At 71.9% G+C, this 20101-nt stretch carries 11 protein-coding genes; 3 read left to right on the top strand and 8 right to left on the bottom strand.

The features are described 5' to 3' along the window. Positions 1-543 precede the first annotated feature (543 nt). Positions 544-1284, top strand: a complete 741-nt coding sequence (locus ACFYW9_RS19765; RefSeq protein ID WP_351862597.1) for an MIP/aquaporin family protein — start codon at positions 544-546, stop codon at positions 1282-1284. Between the two features lie 75 nt (positions 1285-1359). Continuing rightward, the gene (glpK, locus tag ACFYW9_RS19760) at positions 1360-2880 is read left to right on the top strand and encodes a glycerol kinase GlpK (RefSeq protein WP_389151673.1); all 1521 of its coding nucleotides are present in this window, start codon (positions 1360-1362) and stop codon (positions 2878-2880) included. A gap of 126 nt (positions 2881-3006) precedes the next feature. On the opposite strand, the gene ACFYW9_RS19755 is transcribed toward glpK, so the two are convergent. The 5 genes from ACFYW9_RS19755 to ACFYW9_RS19735 are packed head-to-tail and all read right to left on the bottom strand — an operon-like array spanning position 3007 to position 11070. Further along, positions 3007-3612 (bottom strand): ATP/GTP-binding protein, encoded by a 606-nt coding sequence (locus ACFYW9_RS19755; protein WP_328454704.1) that lies wholly within the window; start codon positions 3610-3612, stop codon positions 3007-3009. Further along, positions 3593-7234, bottom strand: a complete 3642-nt coding sequence (locus ACFYW9_RS19750) for a hydantoinase B/oxoprolinase family protein (protein ID WP_389151671.1) — start codon at positions 7232-7234, stop codon at positions 3593-3595. The genes ACFYW9_RS19755 and ACFYW9_RS19750 overlap by 20 nt, the downstream gene beginning before the upstream one ends. 24 nt (positions 7235-7258) lie before the next feature. After that, on the bottom strand, positions 7259-7654 hold the full coding sequence (locus ACFYW9_RS19745; RefSeq protein WP_328666732.1) for a DUF742 domain-containing protein: 396 nt from the start codon (positions 7652-7654) through the stop codon (positions 7259-7261). A 9-nt stretch (positions 7655-7663) separates the two neighbouring features. Next, positions 7664-8104 carry a roadblock/LC7 domain-containing protein gene (locus ACFYW9_RS19740; protein WP_351862594.1) on the bottom strand — a complete coding sequence of 147 codons (441 nt, stop codon included), beginning with the start codon at positions 8102-8104 and terminating at the stop codon, positions 7664-7666. Beyond that, on the bottom strand, positions 8101-11070 hold the full coding sequence (locus tag ACFYW9_RS19735) for a nitrate- and nitrite sensing domain-containing protein (protein WP_389151727.1): 2970 nt from the start codon (positions 11068-11070) through the stop codon (positions 8101-8103). The genes ACFYW9_RS19740 and ACFYW9_RS19735 overlap by 4 nt, the downstream gene beginning before the upstream one ends. Before the next feature lie 424 nt (positions 11071-11494). Between ACFYW9_RS19735 and ACFYW9_RS19730 the strand changes: the two genes are divergently transcribed. Next, positions 11495-12130, top strand: a complete 636-nt coding sequence (locus ACFYW9_RS19730) for a hypothetical protein (protein WP_389151666.1) — start codon at positions 11495-11497, stop codon at positions 12128-12130. 192 nt (positions 12131-12322) lie between these two features. On the opposite strand, the gene ACFYW9_RS19725 is transcribed toward ACFYW9_RS19730, so the two are convergent. The 3 genes from ACFYW9_RS19725 to ACFYW9_RS19715 form a co-directional block, all read right to left on the bottom strand. Continuing rightward, entirely contained in the window at positions 12323-16957 is a 4635-nt protein-coding gene (locus ACFYW9_RS19725) for a hypothetical protein (RefSeq protein WP_389151663.1), read from the bottom strand. Between the two features lie 69 nt (positions 16958-17026). Beyond that, entirely contained in the window at positions 17027-17905 is an 879-nt protein-coding gene (locus ACFYW9_RS19720; protein ID WP_389151660.1) for a hypothetical protein, read from the bottom strand. A gap of 250 nt (positions 17906-18155) precedes the next feature. Continuing rightward, positions 18156-19673 carry a hypothetical protein gene (locus tag ACFYW9_RS19715; protein WP_351862590.1) on the bottom strand — a complete coding sequence of 506 codons (1518 nt, stop codon included), beginning with the start codon at positions 19671-19673 and terminating at the stop codon, positions 18156-18158. Positions 19674-20101: the final 428 nt, after the last annotated feature.

The following is a 20101-nucleotide window of genomic DNA, read 5'->3' as shown; positions in this document are numbered from 1 at the left end:
AGCGCCTCGCCCCGCCCGGCCGGGCACCTCACCCCGCTCGACCGAGGCGAACATCCGATCACATGACCACCCGACTGTCCGATCACTCGACCGCCTAATCATCCGGCTACCTGACGACCGATCGCATGACCATCCGACCGTCTGGCAATCCGGCCGTCTGGCCGTCTGGCCGTCTGGCCGTCTGGCCGTCTGGCCGTCTGGCCGGAAATGGTCCACTCGTACGGCGCCGATGCCCCTTCGCGGCACGTCCATTTCGCGCCTCCAACCAGTACGGTCCACGACCTTGACGCCCCCTGGGCGCCGGTGAACACTTCCGGGTGTCGTCGGCATCGCCGCTATCGGGCGCCATCAGGCACCGCACCGCTCGGGTTCCGACCCGAGCCCAGGGCCGTTCCCCACAGGCGATTCCACAGCGACTGCACGCTCGTCACGGACGCCGGGCGGGGCGCGGGAACTCCCTGCCTTCGGCTGAAGCAGCCATGGGAACGCACTCTGCACGGTGGCCCGGAGCGAATCGTTCCGGGCGAGAGTCCAGGAGCCGCCATGAGCAACGGAGACATCTTTGTCGGCGAGTTGATCGGCACAGCGATTCTGATTCTCTTCGGCGCGGGTGTGTGCGCCGCAGTCACCCTGAACAGATCGAAGGCCCAGGGAGCGGGCTGGATCGTCATCACCTTCGGCTGGGGCTTCGGCGTCCTGGCCGGTGCCTACACCTCGGCGCCGCTGTCGGGAGGGCAGATCAACCCGGCGGTCACCATCGGGTTCGCGATCGAGGGTTCCACGAAGTGGTCGGACGTGCCCTTCTACCTCCTCGGCCAGTTCGCCGGCGCCGTCATCGGCGCGGTCCTGTGCTGGCTGCTCTACCTCGGACAGTTCAACCTCAACGCCGAGGACGACAAGGCCATCGAGACGCTGGGAATCTTCTCGACGCGTCCCGAGATCGACAATCCGGTACAGAACCTGATCACCGAGATCATCGCCACCGCCGCCCTGATGCTTCCCATCCTCGGCATGGTCGGCGGCGACAAGCACGTCGCCGGCATCGGCGACGCGGGGCTGCCGGTCCTGCTCATCTCCTTCCTCGTCGTCGGCATCGGTCTCTCGTTGGGCGGCCCCACCGGGTACGCCATCAACCCGGCCCGCGACCTGGGGCCGCGCCTCGCCCACACACTGCTGCCGATCCCCAACAAGGGCACTTCGGAGTGGAGATATTCCTGGATCCCGGTGGTCGGCCCGATCGCGGGTGCCGCCGTAGGCGCCGGGATCTACAACGTGGCCTTCTGACGTATCGCCACCACCCGAAGTGCGGCCTCCTGACGAGACAGCAGCCTCCTGACGAAGAACACGCGAGGGGACGACATGACGGACACATCCGAGAAGTACGTCGCCGCGATCGACCAGGGCACCACCTCCAGCCGCTGCATCATCTTCGACCACGGCGGCGCGATCGTCGCCGTCGACCAGCGCGAACACCGCCAGATCTTCCCCAAACCGGGCTGGGTGGAGCACGACGCCACCGAGATCTGGGCCAAGGTGCAGGCCGTGGTCGCCGGAGCGCTCGCCAAGGCCGGACTGCGCCCCGACCAGCTCAGCGCGCTCGGCATCACCAACCAGCGCGAGACGACGGTTCTGTGGGACCGGGCCACCGGCAAGCCCGTCCACAACGCCATCGTCTGGCAGGACACCCGCACGTCGGCGCTGTGCAACGAACTGGGCGGCCCGGACGGCCAGGACCGCTTCCGCGAGCAGACCGGACTCCCGCTGGCGAGCTACTTCTCCGGGCCCAAGGCGGCCTGGCTGCTCGACAACGTCCCGGGCCTGCGCGCCCGCGCCGAGCACGGTGAGATCGCCTTCGGCACCATCGACTCGTGGCTCATCTGGAACCTCACCGGCGGCACCGACGGCGGTCGGCACGTCACGGACGTGACCAACGCCGGGCGCACCATGCTGATGAACCTGGACACCCTCCAGTGGGACCCGTCCATCCTCTCCGCGATGAACATCCCGGAAGCGGTGCTCCCCGAGATCAGGTCCTCCGCCGAGGTGTACGGCGCCGCCGTGGGCCAGCTCGGCGGTGTGCCGGTCGCGTCGGCGCTCGGCGACCAGCAGGCGGCGGTGTTCGGCCAGGCCTGCTACGAGGTCGGCACGGCCAAGAACACCTACGGCACGGGCAGCTTCCTGCTGTTGAACACCGGCAACAGGCCCGTTCCGTCGAAGAACGGACTGCTGACCACCATGGGCTACAAGATCGGCACCGAGGCCCCGGTCTACTGCCTCGAAGGGTCGATCGCGATCACGGGCGCCCTGGTCCAGTGGTTCCGGGACCAGTTGGGCATCATCCGTTCCGCCGACGAGATCGAGACACTGGCGGCGAGCGTCGAGGACAACGGCGGCGCGTACATCGTGCCCGCCTTCTCGGGCCTGTTCGCCCCCTACTGGCGCTCGGACGCGCGCGGTGTCGTCACCGGGCTCACGCGGTACGTCACGAAGGCGCACCTCGCACGGGCGGTCCTGGAGGCCACGAGCTGGCAGACGCGTGAGGTCGTGGACGCCATGTACCAGGACTCCGGGGTACGGATCACCACCCTGAAGGTGGACGGCGGCATGACCAAGAACCATCTGCTGATGCAGCATCAGGCGGACGTCCTCGGCGTGCCGGTGATCCGTCCGAAGGTCTCCGAGACGACCTGTCTGGGTGCCGCGTACGCGGCGGGGCTCGCGACCGGGGTGTGGAACGACCTCGACGAACTGAAGTCGCACTGGCAGAAGGACGTCGAATGGACGCCGTCCATGGAGGCCTCGGCGCGCGACAGCGAGTACGACAACTGGCGCAAGGCGGTGGAGAAGAGCTTCGGCTGGCACGACGACACCGTCGAATGACCCCGGCGCCCGCGCGCGTGCGGCTCGGGTGAGGCACGCGCGCGTACATGACCGCGGCCCGTACCCCGGTCGGCGGGGGTACGGGCCGCACCCACGCGACGTGGCGGCCGCGGGGCCGTGCGTGCGTCAGGTCGTGACGGCCTCACGGGCGGCGGCCGCCTGCGCCATGGCGTGCTGGACGACGCGGATGAGGACCTCCTTGACCGATTCCCGGTCCCGCGCGTCGCACAGGACGACGGGTACGTCCGGGTCGAGGTCGAGGGCCTGGCGGACGGCGTCCGCGGGGTAACGGGACGCGGCCTCGAAGCAGTTGACTCCGACCACGAAGGGGATGGAGCGCCGCTCGAAGTAGTCGACCGCGGCGAAACAGTCCTCCAGGCGGCGGGTGTCGGCCAGCACGACGGCGCCCAGGGCACCGGTGGCGAGCTCGTCCCAGAGGAACCAGAAACGGTCCTGTCCGGGGGTCCCGAACAGATAGAGCACCAGGTCCTCGCGGAGCGTGATCCGGCCGAAGTCCATGGCGACGGTCGTGGTGTGCTTGCCCTCCACACCGCTGATGTCGTCGATGGGCCGGCCCGCCTCGGTGAGGACTTCCTCGGTGCGCAGCGGCCTGATCTCGCTGACCGCGCCGACGAGGGTCGTCTTGCCCACGCCGAAGCCGCCCGCGACAAGGATCTTGAGCGTGACGGGCTCGACCGGAGGCTTGCCGCGCTCAGAACGCCCGAAGATCATCGATCTCTTCTCCTGCTGTGTGGGGGTCGTGCGACGGTGGGCCGTAGCCCCCGCCGCCGGGGGTTTCGATGACGAGTACGTCTCCGGGTCCGACGTCCGCCGCATCGCTTCCGCCGAGTTCCGTGACGGTGCCGTCGGCGCGCTCGACCCGGTTGACGCCGAGAGCGCCGGGCCCGCCGCCCGCCATGCCGTACGGCGGCACCCTGCGGTGCTGTGAGAGTGTCGAGACGGTCATCGGCTCCAGGAAACGGATGCGTCGTACGGCGCCGTCGCCGCCCCGCCAGTGTCCGGGGCCGCCGCTGCCGTGTCGAATCGCGAACTCGTCGAGCCTGACGGGCAGTCGCCACTCGAGGACCTCGGGGTCGGTGAGCCGCGAGTTGGTCATATGGGTCTGCACGACGGGAGCACCGGGGAAGCCGTCGCCGGCGCCCGAGCCGGAGGCCACGGTCTCGTAGTACTGGTGGCGCTCGTTGCCGAAGGTGACGTTGTTCATGGTGCCGGAGCCCTCGGCCTGCACACCCAGGGCCGCGTAGAGGGCGCCGGTGATCGCCTGGGACGTCTCCACGTTGCCGGCGACGACGGCGGCCGGGGGCTCGGGAGCGAGCATCGATCCCGGCGGCACCACGATGCGCAGGGGGCGCAGACAGCCGTCGTTGAGCGGGATGTCGTCGTCCACCAGGGTGCGGAAGACGTACAGGACCGCGGCGTTGACGACGGCGAAGGGCGCGTTGAAGTTGGTGGCGAGCTGTGCGGACGTGCCCGTGAAGTCGACGGTGGCCGAGCGTGCCGCGCGGTCCACGGAGACGCGGACCCGGATGACCGCCCCGGAGTCCGTCTCGTAGGCGCGCTCTCCGTCCTCGAGCGTGTCGATGACGCGGCGCACCGCCTCCTCCGCGTTGTCCTGGACGTGTCTCATGTACGCCTGGACGACGTCGAGCCCGAAGTCCTCGATCATGCGGCCGACTTCGTCGACGCCCTTCCGGTTGGCTGCGATCTGGGCGCGCAGGTCGGCGAGGTTCGTCCTCGGGTTGCGCGACGGGTGGGGCGGCCCGGTGAGCAGGGCCAGTGTCTCCGCCTCCCGGAACCGTCCGTTCTCGGCGAGCAGCCAGTTGTCGAAGAGGACGCCCTCCTCGTCGATGGTCCGGCTGTTCGCCGGCATGGAGCCCGGGGCGATGCCGCCGATCTCCGCGTGGTGGCCGCGCGAGGCGACGTAGAACAGGATCCGCTCACTCTCCGTGCCGAAGACCGGGGTGATCACGGTGACATCGGGAAGGTGGGTGCCGCCGTGGTAGGGGTCGTTGACGGCGTAGGTGTCGCCGGGCCGCATGGTGTCGCCGCGCCGCCGGACGACCTCCTGCACGCTCGTGCCCATGGAGCCCAGGTGGACCGGGATGTGGGGGGCGTTGGCGACCAGGTTGCCGTCGGGGTCGAACAGGGCGCAGGAGAAGTCCAGGCGCTCCTTGATGTTGACGGACTGGGCGGTCGACTCGAGTCGGGCGCCCATCTGTTCGGCGATGGACATGAAGAGGTTGTTGAAGACCTCGAGCAGAACGGGATCCGCTTGCGTGCCGAGATCGGAACTCTCCGTGACCGTCGCGCGTTCCATGACCAGATGCCCGTCGTCGGTCGTCGCGGCCCGCCAGCCGTCGTCGACGACGGTTGTCGTGCCTGCCTCGGCGATGATCGCGGGTCCGTCCACGGTCTCACCGGGCGGGAGTTCCTCGCGGCGGTGCAGGGGCACTTCGCGCCAGGAGCCGTCGGTGTGGAGTCGGACGGTCGGCGCGGTGGCCGGGCGGGACGCGGGTCCGGCTTCGCGTGGTGCGAGGGCGGAGAGGTCGGGGGGTTCGGTGAGACCGGTGGCTTCCACGGAGAGGGCTTCGACGACGACCGGGCGGTCGAGGGTGAAGGAGTAGGTGGCGTGATGACGTTCTTCGAAGGCGTGGGTCATGGTGTCGGGTTCGGTGAGCTCGACGGTCAGTGCCGTGTCCGTGCCGTCATAACGGAGCTGGGCCCGGCGGGTGATCCGGATGCGGTGTTCGGGGACGTCCTCGGCGAGGAGTTCGGCGCGGGTGGCGCTCTCCAGATCGTCGGCGGTCTTGAGGATGCCGGGCATCGAGGACGGTTCGAGGCGTGCTTCGACGGACTGTTCGCGCATGGCTGTGGTGTCGGCGAGTCCGATACCGAGGGCGGACAGGACGCCGGCCATGGGCGGGACCAGGACGGTGCGGATGCCGAGCGAGTCGGCGACCATGCACGCGTGCTGGCCGCCGGCGCCACCGAACGTGGTGAGCGCGTAGCGGGTGACGTCGTGGCCCTTCTGTACGGAGATCCGCTTGACGGCGTTGGCGATGTTGGCCACGGCGATCTGCAGGTAGCCCTCGGCGACCTGCTCGGGGGTACGGGCGTCGCCGGTCCTGTCGTGGATCTCTCGGGCGAGGGCGGTGAACCGGTCCCGGACGAGAGCGTCGTCGAGGGGCTGGTCCCCGCCGGGGCCGAACACTTTCGGGAAGTGGGCGGGCTGGACACGGCCGAGGGCGACGTTGGCGTCGGTGACCGTCAGCGGACCGCCGTTGCGGTAGCAGGCGGGTCCGGGGGCGGCTCCGGCCGAGTCGGGGCCCACGCGGTAGCGGGAGCCGTCGAAGTGGAGCACCGATCCGCCGCCCGCGGCGACCGTGTGGATGTCGAGCATGGGGGCGCGCAGCCGGACCCCCGCGATCCGGGTGGTGTAGGTCCGTTCGTAGTCTCCGGCGAAGTGGGAGACGTCCGTGGACGTTCCTCCCATGTCGAAGCCGATGACGCGGTCGTAGCCGGCGAGCTGCGACATCCGGGCCATGCCGACGATGCCGCCCGCGGGACCCGACAGGATGGCGTCCTTGCCGCGGAACTGTCCGGCCTCGGCGAGGCCTCCGTTGGACTGCATGAACATCAGCCGTACGCCCCGGAGTTCGGCGGCGACCTGCTGGACGTAGCGGCGCAGCACGGGCGACAGGTAGGCGTCGACGACGGCCGTGTCACCGCGCGGCACCAGCTTCATCAGCGGGCTGACCTCGCTGGAGAGGGAGACCTGCGGGAAGCCGACACGTGTCGCCAGCTCGCCCACGGCCTGTTCGTGGGCGGGGTGGAGATGACTGTGCATGCAGACCACGGCGACCGCGCGGATGCCGTCGTCGTACGCCTCCTGGAGGGATGCGGCGAGGGCGTCCAGATCGGGGGCACGAAGGACGGTGCCGTCGGCGGCGATCCGTTCGTCGACCTCGATCACGCGTTCGTGGAGCAGTTCGGGGAGTTCGATCGCGCGGGCGAAGATGGCCGGGCGGTTCTGGTAGGCGATGCGCAGGGCGTCGCGGAAACCCCGGGTGGTGACGAGGAGGGTGCGCTCCCCCTTGCGTTCCAGGAGAGCGTTGGTCGCGACGGTGGTGCCCATGCGGACGGCGTCGACCCGGGCGCCCGCGTCGTCCTCCTCGCCGCCGAGGAGTTCACGGACGCCCGCGACGGCCGCGTCGGCGTAGCGGTCCGGATTGTCGGACAGCAGTTTGTGCGTGAGCAGCCGTCCGTCGGGGCGCCGCGCGACGATGTCCGTGAAGGTCCCGCCCCGGTCGACCCAGAACTGCCAGCCTGTCACGTCTGTTCCTCGTTTCCGCCGAGCTCAGAGCGCCCGGAGGCCGCTGATCACGTCGCGCAGAATACTCTCGTCCGGCAGTTCGGCAGGGGGAACAGGACGTGTCACATGGACCATTTCGTCATCCACCAGATCGCCGATCAGGACCCGCACCACTCCGATGGGCAGATCGAGTTCCGCCGCGAGTTCGGCGACCGACTGGGGGACACCACGGCAGAGTTCGACGATGTCCACGTGTTCCGGGGACAGCGTGTGGTCCGCCTCGGGGTCCTCGGCGTGCTGTTCCGTGACCACCAGCGCGATCAGATCGAGGCGGTGCTGGGCCGCGCTGGTGGTGCGGCCGCGGGTCATGGCGTACGGGCGGACCACCGGTCCCGCCTCGTCGTCGAACCAGTGGCGTCTTCCCTGACCGTCTCCGCTCATGTCATCCCACTACCCGCCCGAGGGCAGATCGGTGCGCGGGCTGGAGGCCAGATGTACGCCGACTCGCTTGACGAGCAGCGTCATCTCGTACGCGACCTGGCCCACGTCGGAGTCGGCGTCCGAGAGGACGGCGAGGCAGCTGCCGTCGCCGGCGGCCGTGACGAACAGGAAGGCCTCGTCGAGTTCGACGACGGTCTGGCGGACACTGCCCGCCTCGAAGTGCCGGCCGACGCCCTTGGCGAGGCTGTGGAAGCCGGAGGCGACGGCGGCCAGGTGTTCGCTGTCCTCCCGGGTGAGGTCCTTCGAGGCCCCTGTGGGAAGGCCGTCGCCGGAGAGCACGATCGCCTTGTTGATACTGGCGACGCGGTCCACCAGTTCGTCGAGCAGCCAGTTCAGCTCACCGGACACATTGCTGGTCGCGGTGGGCCCTGCGGCCTTCGGTGCGGTCATCGACCATCCCCCTTTGTCGTTCGTCGTGCTGAGCCGTCCTGGGCCTGGTCGCCCTCGGCGTTCTCTTCGCGGCCGCGCTGCCAGCCACGCTGGAGCGAGGCCATACGGCTGCGTACTTCTTCGGCGTCCCGTTCGGCGGGGTCCGGACCCGTGCCGTCGCGGCTCTTGCCGCGCTCGGCGAGCCGCGCCGGTCCGTCCTTCAGCTGCGGGGCCAGGTTCGCCTGCCGGACACGCCGGGGAAGCGGGGCCGTACCCGCCTCCGCCTGCCCCGGCGTGGTGTCGCGGCGCAAAGTCGTTTCCTCCGGGCTCGCGGCGGACGCCGTGGTACGAGTGCGCCGGGGCAGAGCCGGGGCGTCGTGGCGGCCAGGTGCGTCCGGACGTTCGGTGCCCTCACGGAGACCGGGAGTTCCGGGAGGTTGGGGTGCCTCGTGGAGAGCGGGTCTCCCGGGTCCGCCGATGGCTCCGCGTGCCCCGGGGGAACCGGCGCGCTCACCGCCGCGCCGGACCGAGGCGGCGGATCGCTCACCGCGCCGCTTGGGCAGTGGCTTCGTGCCTTCGAGTTCGGGCACACGGTGTTCCCGGTGATCCGCGTTCTCGCCCGGTCCGGAGTCCTGCCGCGTTTCGAGGTCCTGGTTCGTGCCCTCGTCCGTCTGGCCGCGCCATGATCCGGCCGTCGTGACCGGACGGCCGTGGGAGCTGACGAGCTTGGGGGTCCCGCGTCGCGGCAAGGGGACCGGAGCACCGTCCGGACGGTCGCCTTCCACCGGACCGGCGGGCTCGTCGCCGTCGCCGGTCTGCTGGTGCCGCCCTGCGGGAACCCCGGTGATGGAGCGCCGCGGCCGGAACAGTCCTCCGCGTTCGCTGTCGTCGTCGCCGAGAGCGCCGGGGAAGCCGGTGAGCGTGTCCAGGTCGACGGGCGCGTCCAGCTCGACGGGGCCGTCGAGGACCGAGGCGGGCAGACCGGGCAGACGCGCCGACGACTCGGTGAGTGCCGCGCCGGCCCGCTCCTGGGTCTTGCGCTCCTTGGCGGGCAGGGTGCGGTCGAGGCGGAATCCGATGCCGTTGGTGTCCGGGACGTCGTCGGTGAGCAGTGCGTCCGGCATGAAGACGACCGCGGTGGTGCCGCCGTACGGGGAAGGCTGGAGCGAGACGCGGACGTTCTGCCGCTGGGCGAGCCTGCTGACCACGAAGAGGCCGAGCCGGTCGGTGTCGGAGAGTTCGAACTCGGGGGTCTCGGCGAGCCGCAGGTTGGCGTCGAGCAGCGCCTCGGCGGTCATGCCGAGGCCGCGGTCGTGGATCTCCAGGGTGAAGCCGTTGGCGACGCGTTCACCGACGACGTGGACGGCCGTGTGCGGCGGCGAGAACACCGTCGCGTTCTCCAGGAGCTCGGCCACGAGATGGGTGACGTCGGCGACGGCGGGACCCGTGACGGCGACGCGTGGCAGTCGGCGCACCTCGACGCGTTCGTAGTCCTCCACCTCGGCGACGGCGGCGCGGACGATGTCCATGAGCTGGACGGGCTTGCGCCACTGCCGGGACGGCGCCGCGCCGGACAGGATGACGAGTCCCTCGGCATGGCGGCGCATACGGGTGGTCAGGTGGTCGAGGCGGAACAGGTCGGCGAGTTCGTCGGTGTCCTCGGTCCTGCGTTCCATGGTGTCGAGGAGGGTGAGCTGCTTGTGGAGCAGCACCTGGCTGCGGCGCGCGAGATTGACGAAGACCTCGGAGACGCCCTCACGCAGTTGGGACTGCTTGACGGCCGCCTCGACGGCGGCGCGCTGAAGGGTGTTGAGGGCCTGGCCGACCTCACCCATCTCGTTCCTGTCGTACTCCAGGCGCGGCACTTCGGTCTCGACGTCGACCTGCTCGCCCGCGGAGAGCCGGCGCATGACGCTGGGAAGCCGTACACCGGACGCCTCGTGGGCTTCCATGCGCAGGCGTCGCAGGTCGCGGATGAGGCTCCGGCCGATGCGTACGGACATGACGAGCGAGATCAGCAGGGCGATCAGTCCGACCACGCCGGCGCCGACGGCCTGGAGGACGACACCCAGGGCCACGGGCCTGACGCGGTCCCGGTAGTGGTCACCCGCCCGGTCCTCGAGTTCACCGAGCTCGGCGAGCACGTGCCCGGCCGCGCCGTCCCAGCTCTTCGCCGTGACGCCGCTCGGCGAGCCGTCCGTGGAGGCGGCGACCGCCTGTTCGGCCGCGCGCAGCGGCCCGGTGCCGGCGTTGCCCCAGTAGCGCTCGAAGCGGGCGCGGTCCGCGGCGGGAAGGAGCGGCAGGCTGATGTCGTACAGCAGCGTGCGCTGGGCCACGAGGTCGGAGACCTCGCGGAGTTCGTCCCGGGTGATGTGACCGGCGACCAGTGCGGAGCCGAGAAGGGCGTCCTCACGGGAGAGCAGTTCGCGGGCGCGGGACACATTGACGAGGGCGCGGCTCTCCTTGTCCAGTTCCACGTCGTCGACCACGTGCAGGTTCGCCAGCAGGACGTAGCAGGGATCGATGAGACGGTCGTAGAGGCCGAGGGCCTGGACGCGGTCGAAGGTGCCGTCCTCGATGCCGCTGCGCAGCGAGGAGATCCCGTCGACGGCGTCCAGGAGCGAGGTGAGGCGCTCCGCGGTACCCCCGCCGAGTTCCTCGCGCACGCTCTTGTCCTTGGCGTTGCCGCGGACCTTCGCCAGGACGCGGTCCGTGGCGTCACGGCTGCGCTTGAGCGCCGCGAGCCCGTCGGACGCGCGGGGATCGGCCAGGTAGACGAGTGTCTGGCGGCGTTCCCGCTGGAGAACCCTGACGGTGTCCTCGGTCGGGTAGCCGATCTTCTTCACGACTTCGGAAACGCTGAAGAGCTGGCTGGCCTCACGACCCGTGAGCAGGGTGGCGAAAGCCCAGATCGCGGCCAGCGACACCAGGGGCACGAGGAGCAGCGCCACAATCTTCCGGCGGATGGACTTCCCGCGAAAGCGCATGGCCTCCCCCAGCTCGACCCCCTCCAGGCCGGGGGTACACATGTGCGTCAACAAACGGCGTGAGCCTACTACTGACACGGAGCCGACTCGAAGAGCGTCCGGGGGGTGGTTCCGGCTCGACGGGGAACGAGACATGGGGAGTTGTCCGTTCATTGGGGGAGATTGCTCCCCTGGATATGGCAGTTGGGGCCGGATCCCATCGGATCGGGGAACTTTGTCAGTTGGCCGAAATTCTTCGCTCGGCGGGAATCTTCGGGGCGGGCCGTTCGTCTGTCAGTACGGGAATTGGGGGCGGAATCGGCCACAGGTGCCGCATGCCGCGCTCAGTCGGCGTAAAAGAACGCAAGCCGGGCAGCCACTGGGGGGCGGGGGTCGCGAGACACCCGTGCGAGAGGACTGCTGGGCGGTGGGGAGTGACAAGTTGATGGGCACGGCGGAGCGGAGCGGGTCACCCGCTGCAGAGGTTGCGACACGAAAGGCGGCACAACTGGCCACCCGGGCACCGGATGACAGCATTCCGGCAGCGCGGCAAGGCCGTCCGGACGCGCGGTCGGCGGCGGACGGGCCCGGCACGGCGGACCTCCAGGACACCGCCCCCGACAGGGGCGGCCGGGCCGAGGAGAAGAGCGCTGCCACGAACGGATACGAGGACCACGAAGAGCGGGCGTACTACCGGCCGTTGTGGATCGAGGAGCCCGCGCGCAAGCGCCGGTTGCCCGATCCGGTGCGTACGTCCGCCGTGCGTGCGGTACTCGTCATCGCGGTCACGCTGATACAGGCCGTGGTCGCGTTCCTGTGCACGATGGCGGAGTCCTGGCTGGCTTTCCCGATGGTTCTCAGCAGCGTGGCCAGTACGGTCGTCGCCACCTGGGCCGCCCTTGACGTCTGGGTGACGCGGCAGGTGTGGAACCAGCGGAACGGCGTGGTGTCGGTGCCGAGCAGCACGGCGCGGGCGCTGCGGCGCGAGCGCCGCAAGGCCAGGCGTCAGGCACGGATCACCGCGCGGGCCCAGGAGCGGATACGCAGGCGGGGCGGGGCCGGACAGTTGTCGCACTCGTAGCGGAGCGGCAGCCGCCGACGTCGGTTATCACGGCTCAGGCGTGCGGGGAGCGGCCGCCGGACAGTTTCGCTCCGGCGGCCGTACCGGGAGGAAGCAGCCCGGGTGGACGAGCACACCATGGAGAACAGTGCGGGGAACCGCGTCGCCGGCGGCACGCGATTCCCCACCCGTCCCCGTCCCACGGCTCCGTCGCTACGGGGTGACCGGCGCCGGTCGCTTGAACATCCGTGTCGCGGTGATCTCGGTGTGCACCGTTTCCCCGGCGGGGGCCTCGCGGGGCAGTCCCGGCCGTAGATGTTCCTCCACGCTGATGTACTTCAGCCCGGCGCGAAGGTCGGCGTCATTGCGCAACCGGATGACGAGGGGGAACTCGGCGAGCGCGGTCGTGTCGAACAGGCCGGTGGTGTAGAGGAGCTGGACGCCGAGCGCGTCCGAGACGGCCCTCTGGAGCTCCAGCAGATACGTCGCGTTGGCGCGCCCGATGGGGTTGTCGAGGAACAGGGTGCCGGCGTGCCGGTGCTTGTCACGGCCGCGGTCGTTGCTGCGCAGCGCCGCCATCGTGCAGTACAGGGCGATGGCGGCGGTGAGGAGCTGGCCGCCGGAGAACACGTCGCCCATCTGTCCGACGGGGACGCGTTCGGCGCGCAGCACGGCGTCCGGCTTGAGGATCTCGACGGCGACGCCCTTGGGCTGGAGCGCGGCGCTGACTCCGCGCAGCAGCAGCGACATGCCGTCGCGCCGCATGTCGGAGTTCTTCTTGACCGCCGCGCGGGTGGCGTCGTCCACCACCTCGCCGAGCCGCTCGGTGAGGGTGGCCTGGTCGGGTTCCTCGAAGCGGATGCGCAGGAACTCCTGTCCGGACCACTCCCCCAGTCCCTCCGGCAGTCTGGACAGCCGCTGGGCGGAGCGGAGGGTGGCGAGGGAGGACTCGACGAGCCCGCGGAGCCGGTCCACGATCGAGTCCCGGTTGCGCTCCAGCTGCGCCAGTTCGTCGGTCAGCACACGCAGCCTGGGCGCGAACGCGTCCGACCACTTCTGTGCGTGCTCGGGCAGGGAGGAGGCGGGCAGCTCGCGGATCTGCTGCCGGGCGGGGGTGCGTACCTGCTCGTAGCGGGTGGAGTTGGCGTGACGCACGAGGATGTCGCAGGCCTCACGGACGGCGGCCTCGGCCGTGGTCAGGTCGGCGGCGCAGCCGCGCAGCGAGCGGCGGCTCTCGGCGGCGGAGTTCCGTGCCTCGTCGAGCGTGCCCGGATAGGGCTCGGGCTCGTCCTGCTCCTCGTCGACGTGTTCGCGGAGCAGGTCCCTGAGGAGTGCGGCCGTCTCGTCGAAGCCGCCGGCCCCGTCCTCGGCGGACCGGTGGGCGTCGAGGAACCCCGCGTGCGCCTCGCGGGCCTGGTTCAACTCATCGGTGCGGGAGGCGAGTTCGGTCGTGGCGGTGCGCAGGAGGGCCTGGGCCTGCTCGGTGTCGACCGGAACCAGCTCCTCCGCCAGCTCGGTGTGGACCTCGCCCTCCTCGGGCGCGTGCCGCTCCGCCTCGCCGCGCAGCCGTCCGAGCTGCTCGCTCGCGGTCGACATCCGGGTCTCCAGGAGCTGCACCAGTTCCTCGGCCCGTGCCGCGGCGGCCTGCCGGGAGGGGCCGTCCGAGCCGTCCGGTGACTCCAGGAGCTGCCCGGCTCGGGTGCGGACCTTGTTGCTGAGCCGGTTCAGCTCCGTGAGGGCCGCGCTCTCGTCGCTCTCGGCCCGTGCCTGCTCGGCCCGCAGGTCGGCGCCCACGCCGACCTTCTCGTAGAGCTGCGACGCGGCCCGGTAGGCCTCGCGCAGCGCCGGCAGCGAGGCCTTGGCCGCGGCCGTCCCGTCGTGTGTCACCTCGTCGGGGGCCCCGGCGATCTCCGCGCGTTCGGCGCGCAGCGCGCGGGCCGTGCGGCGGGCGTCGTCGGCGGCACGCTGGGCGGCGCGGCGGTCCTCGTCGGCGGCGCGGGCGCGTTCCAGGCATACCTGGGCGCGGGCCTCCGACTCCGCCGCCTCGTCGGCGAGTTCGCGGAGCTTGACCTGCCATCCGGCGCGTTCACGCAGCCGGAAGGCGAGTCCGGCGAGCGCGTCGGCGGCACGCCGGGCCTTCTGCGCGGCCTCCTGCCGCTCGTCGCGTACATGGGCCGCTTCGGCCGCCGTCTCGTCGGCCTCCGCCCGGACGGTGCGGGCCTCGGCCAGCTCGGCCTCGCTCTCCTCCGCGAACGCGCGCGCGTCGCGGGCGGTCGCGGCCAGCTCGGTGAGCCGCCCGGCGGGGCAGCCGGTGCGCCAGGACGCGAGGCGCGCGGCCAGCTCCCGGTCCTTGCCCAGGCGAGCGGCGAGCGTGCGGATCTCTTCGTCCCGCAAACCCGTCCGGGCCCGCAGGGCCTGGCGCTCCTCGTCGGCGGCGTGCTCGTCGTGCATGGCCGGGTTCGGCGGTACGAGGAAGACGCCGCCGTCGTCCGCGTCGGCGGCCGGGGTCGGGGCGAGCAGGGCGGCGGCCGTGCCGACGGCCACCGTCGAGCGGGGCAGCAGCGCCGCTTCGCCGAGGACGTCACGGGCCCGCGCGTGGGTGTCCGGGTCGGTGATGATCACGCCGTCGACGAGTTCGGGCCGGGCGGCCAGGACGCGCGCGTGGTCGACGGGGTCGACGGCCTGGGCGAGGTAGCGCCACCCGGGCAACGCGGGGATGCCGTGCTCGCCGAGGTACTCGACGGCGGCGAGGACGTCGGGGCCGGGCGGCAGCAGCCCGCCGTCGCCGAGCGCCCCGAGGATCCGGGCGTCGTCGGCCGCCGCGGTGCGCAGTTCGAAGAGCTGCCGCTCGGCCGAGGCGACCGTCTCGTCGAGAAGCCCTCGGAGTTCGTCGGCGCACCGGTCCAGTTCTTCGGGAGCCAGCGGCGGACCGGCCGGCGAGCCGACGGGGCCGTCGGGGTCCGTGTCACGGCGCGGCTGGGGAACGCCGAGGCGGGTGCCGGTGCCCGGCAGGCTGAGCAGCTCCGCGAGCCGTTCCTCCTGGGCCAGGGCCTCGGCCGTGAGCCGCTCCGCTTCGTACGACCGCTCCGCGGCCGTCGCCGCGTCCGCCGCGCGGGCGGCCGTCAGCTCGGCGCGGGACTCGGCGGACGCCGCTTCCCGCGCCTGGTCGGCGGCGCGGCGCGAGGCCTCACGCGCGGTGTCCCAGGCGGCGACGGCGTTCTTCTCCGCGTCGCTGGCGGCGAGGGCCGCCCTGGCCGGGTCGGCGTCGGGGGCGGTGTCGTCGAGCCAGCCGGCCCGGACCGCCTCGGTGGTCTCCTGCTCGACCTCGGACAGCCGCTGGCGCAGATGCCCGACCTCGCTGCGGGCGCGCTGCGCTGCGGTGGCGGCGGCCGTCGCGTCGGCGTGCGCCGTCTCGCCGGCCTCCTGGAGGCCCGAGGACCGCTCCTCCTCCTCGTTGGCGAGCGCCTCGGCGCCCTCGGCGGCCCGGTGCAGCGCGCGGACGAGATCGACGGCGGCCGTGGCACGGGCCGCGAGCGCGGGAGCGGCGTCCCGTTCGGCCTCGCGGATCGCGTCGGCGACGCGGGTGGAACGGTCGGCGGCGGCACGGTGGCGCAGCACGGCCTCGGCGGCCTGCCAGGCGGCGTGCAGGGTCCGCGCGTCGGCGAGCTCGCGCTTCTGCGCGGCGGCCGACTTCTCCGCGCCGGCCAGGGCCAGCGAGGCGTGACGGTAGGCGAGTTCGGCGGCGATCAGGGCGCTGCGCTCGCGGGCGCCCTCGGCGTGGGTGACGGCGTACGCGGCGGCGGTCACGCGCTGGGCGAGTTCACCTGCGCGCACGCGCTCCCGCACGGCCCGCGCGGACAGCCGGCGTGCCAGGGTCCTGGTCCGCCGCTCGGCGCCGGTGTGGATGTCACGCGCGCGTGCCCTTGACCCGGCGGCGTCGACGATCCGGCCGAGCAGATCCACGGAACCGGCGGTGAAGTCGCGCTCGGCGATGAGCTCGGCCCTGCGCCCCAGCTTGTTGCCGAAGCCGCCGACGAGGTCGGCGAGCCCGTCGGTGTCGCGGGTGTCGGTGACCGCGCGCAGCAGCAGATCCGTGAAGTCGGAGTCCTTCTTGACCGCGAAGAGGCCGGCGGCCTCGCCCTCGTCGGCGTTCATCTCCCGCTGGTAGCGGAAGAGTTCGGGGTCCAGGCCCAGGTCGCCGAGGTGTTCGTTCCAGCGGTCGTGGATCTCCTCCCAGTGCACCTCCAGGTGCGGGTAGGCCTTGCCGGCCTCGGTGATCGCGTCGCGGAAGCCCTTCATGGTGCGCCGCCGCCCCTGCGCTCCGGAAGCGCCCTCGACGGGCGGCCGTACCGAAGTGGCTTCGGCGACGGGCAGGTTGTCCAGGCTGAGCCCCGGTCCCGGCCGGAACGAGTACCAGGCTTCCGCGAACTTCCGCGGGTCGTTCGAGACCTGCCGTCCCCGCCACTCGCTCGCCTTGCCGACCACCACGCACTCACCGGTCAGCGTGTGCTGCCACTCCAGCGCGACGTGTCCGCAGTCGTCGGCGAGCAGGAACTTGCGCAGCACGCCGGAGCTGGCGCCGCCCAGGGTGTTGCGGTGGCCCGGGAGCATGACCGAGAAGATCAGCTTGAGCAGCACCGACTTGCCGCCGCCGTTCTCCAGGAAGAGCACACCGGCGGGCGCGGGCCGGCGCGGCGGGCCGACCGGTTCCTCCGCGAAGAACTCCGCCTGGGTGGGCGCGGGGTCGGGCACGGGCTCGCCGACTCCGCGCAGGTCCAGCACGGTGTCGGCGTAACGCGCACCGGCGGGCCCGATGGAGTAGAGGCGGACCCGGGACAGCTCGTACATGGCGGCGGACTCTCGTAGTCGAAAGGGGGGTGAGGTCGTGGAGGGGGAGCCGGGGAGGGCGGGCGGACGTCAGGAGTGGAACGGAAGTCCGGCTCCGGCCACGAGCTCCAGGTCGTCGGTGTCCTCGGCGGGCAGCAGCGTCGCCGTGCCGTCCGTCACCGGGACGATGCCCAGTTCCAGCAGTTCGGCCATGGCCGCGCTGCCCGCCATGTCGCGGACCTGGAGCTGATAGCGGGCCGTCGTCCGGTAGGTCCCGCCGGCGTCGTCGCCGGTGCGCTGGAGGAACCCGGAGTCGGTGAGGAAGGCGACGGCCTTGGCGATGATGCCCGTCGTCGAGCCGGCCAGTCTTCGCGCGTCCTTGGTGGCCCCGGTGGAGCTGCGCCGTGCCCAGATCCGCCAGGCCGCCTCCAGTCCGGGCGCGCCGGTCGCCGGGTCGGTGTTCTCGCCGGTCTCCTCGGCCCGCTCCTCCAGGCGCCTGCAGGCCTGTCGTACGAACGCGTCGACGCCGTTGACCGAGACGCGCCCGATGTATCCGTCGTCGGCGAGGTCCTCGGGGCGCGGGAAGGCCAGGGCGGCCACGGCGAGGTGGGCGAGTCCGTGCAGGAACCGGTCCCCGGAGTCGGTCGAGGCGCGGCGCGCGTAGTCGCCCATGCGGACGGCGAAGACCGAGTCCTCGGCGGCGGTCACCGCCATCCCCGCGCGCGGGGACACCTCCAGGACGACGAGGCCGAGGCCGGCGGCCACCGCGTCGGCGAGCCGAGCGAAGGGCGGGTCCTCGCGGTAGCGGCGCAGCAGCTCGGTGTACTCCTGATCACGCGCGGGCTGGAGCTTGGGCTGGAGCCCGAAGGCGACGAGCCGCGCCGCGTCGGCGGCGTCGGCAGGGGTGACGGGGGCGTTCGCCGGTGCGGCGGTGGCCTCCGGTTCACTCCACTCGACGTGCTCGGTCACGGCTGGGACTCCTTGTTCGAAAGTACGAGGGTACGTGCGGGGAGACGGACGGGCGTCCGGTGCGGGGCTCGCGGACCGGCGGCGTCCGGCTCCGCAGGGCCGGCGTGCGCCTTCACCGGAGCGGTGCGGCCGGTGGCGGGGTTCCGGGGCATCGCGAGGTGCGCGCCGACGGGGTTCCGGGGTATCTCGCGGCGCGCATCCGCGCTGTTCGTGGGCCTCGCGCGGTGCGTGCGCTCTCGGGGCGGAAGGTTCATGCCCGGTCCGCCTTCATCCCGGCCGCGTCGAGCAGTGCCATGCCCACGATCAGATCGGCCCCGCCGAACTCCGGGTCGTCCAGCTCGGTCCCGTCGTCCACGGCGAACAGCAGGCGCTCCTCGCCCTGCCGGTAGGCGGTGCCGACCGGCGGACTCGCGGCGTGCACGGCGAGGAGAGCCACCAGGTAGGGCAGCTCGGGATCGCGGCGGCGGGCCTCCGCGAGCAGTCCGGACAGCCTGCGGGGCGCGTCGGGCGGCAGGTTCAGCAGTTCCTTGGCCGAGGCGAGCTGCTCCTCGCTGAAGCGGCTGTCGTCCGGTGTGGCGATCAGGTCGGGCTCGGGCATCTCCGCGCCGAGGTGCTCTCGCTCCAGGGGCGGCGTCAGCAGGATGTCGACGAGATCCGCGACCCGTACGGCGACGGGGGTGCGCAGGCCCGTCCCGCGCCGGAAGAAGGCGTCGGTGACGCGCAGCGCCCGCTCCACCGGCAGGGGCAGCACCGGTGCGACGAGATGGCCGTAGAGGTCGATCCCCGAGGTCGTCATGGGGGTGCCGAAGGCCTGCCGGTCCTGCTCGGCGCGGAACAGCGGGCCGGCTTCGAGCAGGCGGGACTGGAGCTGGGTGTGCCGGCGGATGCAGTCCTTGACTATGTCGACGAGTTCGGCCGCGCGCCGCTTCTGCTCGGGGTCCTCGGACTCGTCACGGGCCTTGCGGATGTTGGTGAGGATCGCGTTCTCGTGGCGGTACCGGTCGGCCACGTGGTCCAGGGCCTCGGCGATCATGTCGGGCACGGCCTGGAGCCAGTCGACGGCCCGGACGTTGCGCCGGGTGGCGTCGAGGGCCTTGCGCAGCGTTTCCGCGTACTGCACGGTCCGGTAGCGGGCCTGCTCGGCGGCGAGTTGCGCGTCGGCCAGCCGGCCGCGGCTGATCAGGACCTCCAGCTTGACCTCGGCGGCGATCTGCGCGCTGGTGACATCGGTGTCGAGGGCGCCGACGAGGACGTTGACCGCTTCGTCGGTCGTACGGAGGTAGACGCTGCCCCCGTAGCCCGGTACTTCCTCGATCAGCTTGAAGTCGTAGTCGCGGCGCACATAGGTGCCGTCGGGTGCGAAGGTGCCGTACACGGCCCGGAAGCCCCGGTCGACGCTGCCGACGTTGATCAGGTTCTCCAGGACCCAGCGGGCCACGCGCTCGTGCTCGGCGACCGGTCGCCCGGGAGCCTGGGCGGCGATGCGCGGGATGAGCCTGGCCACTATCTGGTCGTGGTCGGCGCCCGTGTCGAAGTCCATGTTGAGTGTGACGAGATCGATGGCGGCGAGGGCGACCTCGGCCATGCCGTACACCGTGTACTCGCCCGCGAGATTCGCCTTGCGCATGTCCAGGTCGTGCAGCGGCGCGGTGCAGGCGAGCGCGCGCAGCCGCCGAGCCAGGCCCTCGTCGGCGGCCGGGCCCGGCGCCGGGCGCCGACCCGCGCTGAACTGGGGCGGAACGCTGTCCGTCGATGCAGGCGAAGTCACGCTGAACAGAGTAGGTCCTCGGTCCGACAACGGTCGAAACGGCGCAGAAGCGACCGCCGTCCCCGCCGGGCCACGACCCCGCCGACCCGACCGGCCCCGCACCCCGCGTCAGGGCCCCACGCCCGCCGCGGCCCCCAGGACCCGGCCCCGCGAGCCATCGCCGGCCCCTGAGCCGGCCCTGCCCCAGCCCCCGCGCTGCCGCGGCTGCGCGGCCGGGCAGCCGCGCACGCCCGGCCCTGATGCGGCCGCCCAGCACCCGCCCTGGCCGCCCCGCCCGACCCGGACGCGCACACCCGCCCCACGTGTCCGACGTCATAACACTCGCCCCACACGCCCGACCCCACAGCACCGGCCCACGGGCCGACCCCGTGACACCGGCCCACGTGGCCGACCCCACCCGTCAGAACCGCACGGGCACACACGCCGCA

Origin of the sequence: Streptomyces sp. NPDC002698 (assembly GCF_042888945.1) — a bacterium.
GTDB lineage: Bacteria > Actinomycetota > Actinomycetes > Streptomycetales > Streptomycetaceae > Streptomyces.
Note: the sequence above shows the minus strand (reverse complement) of the source record. Positions and strands in the feature narration are given on the sequence as shown.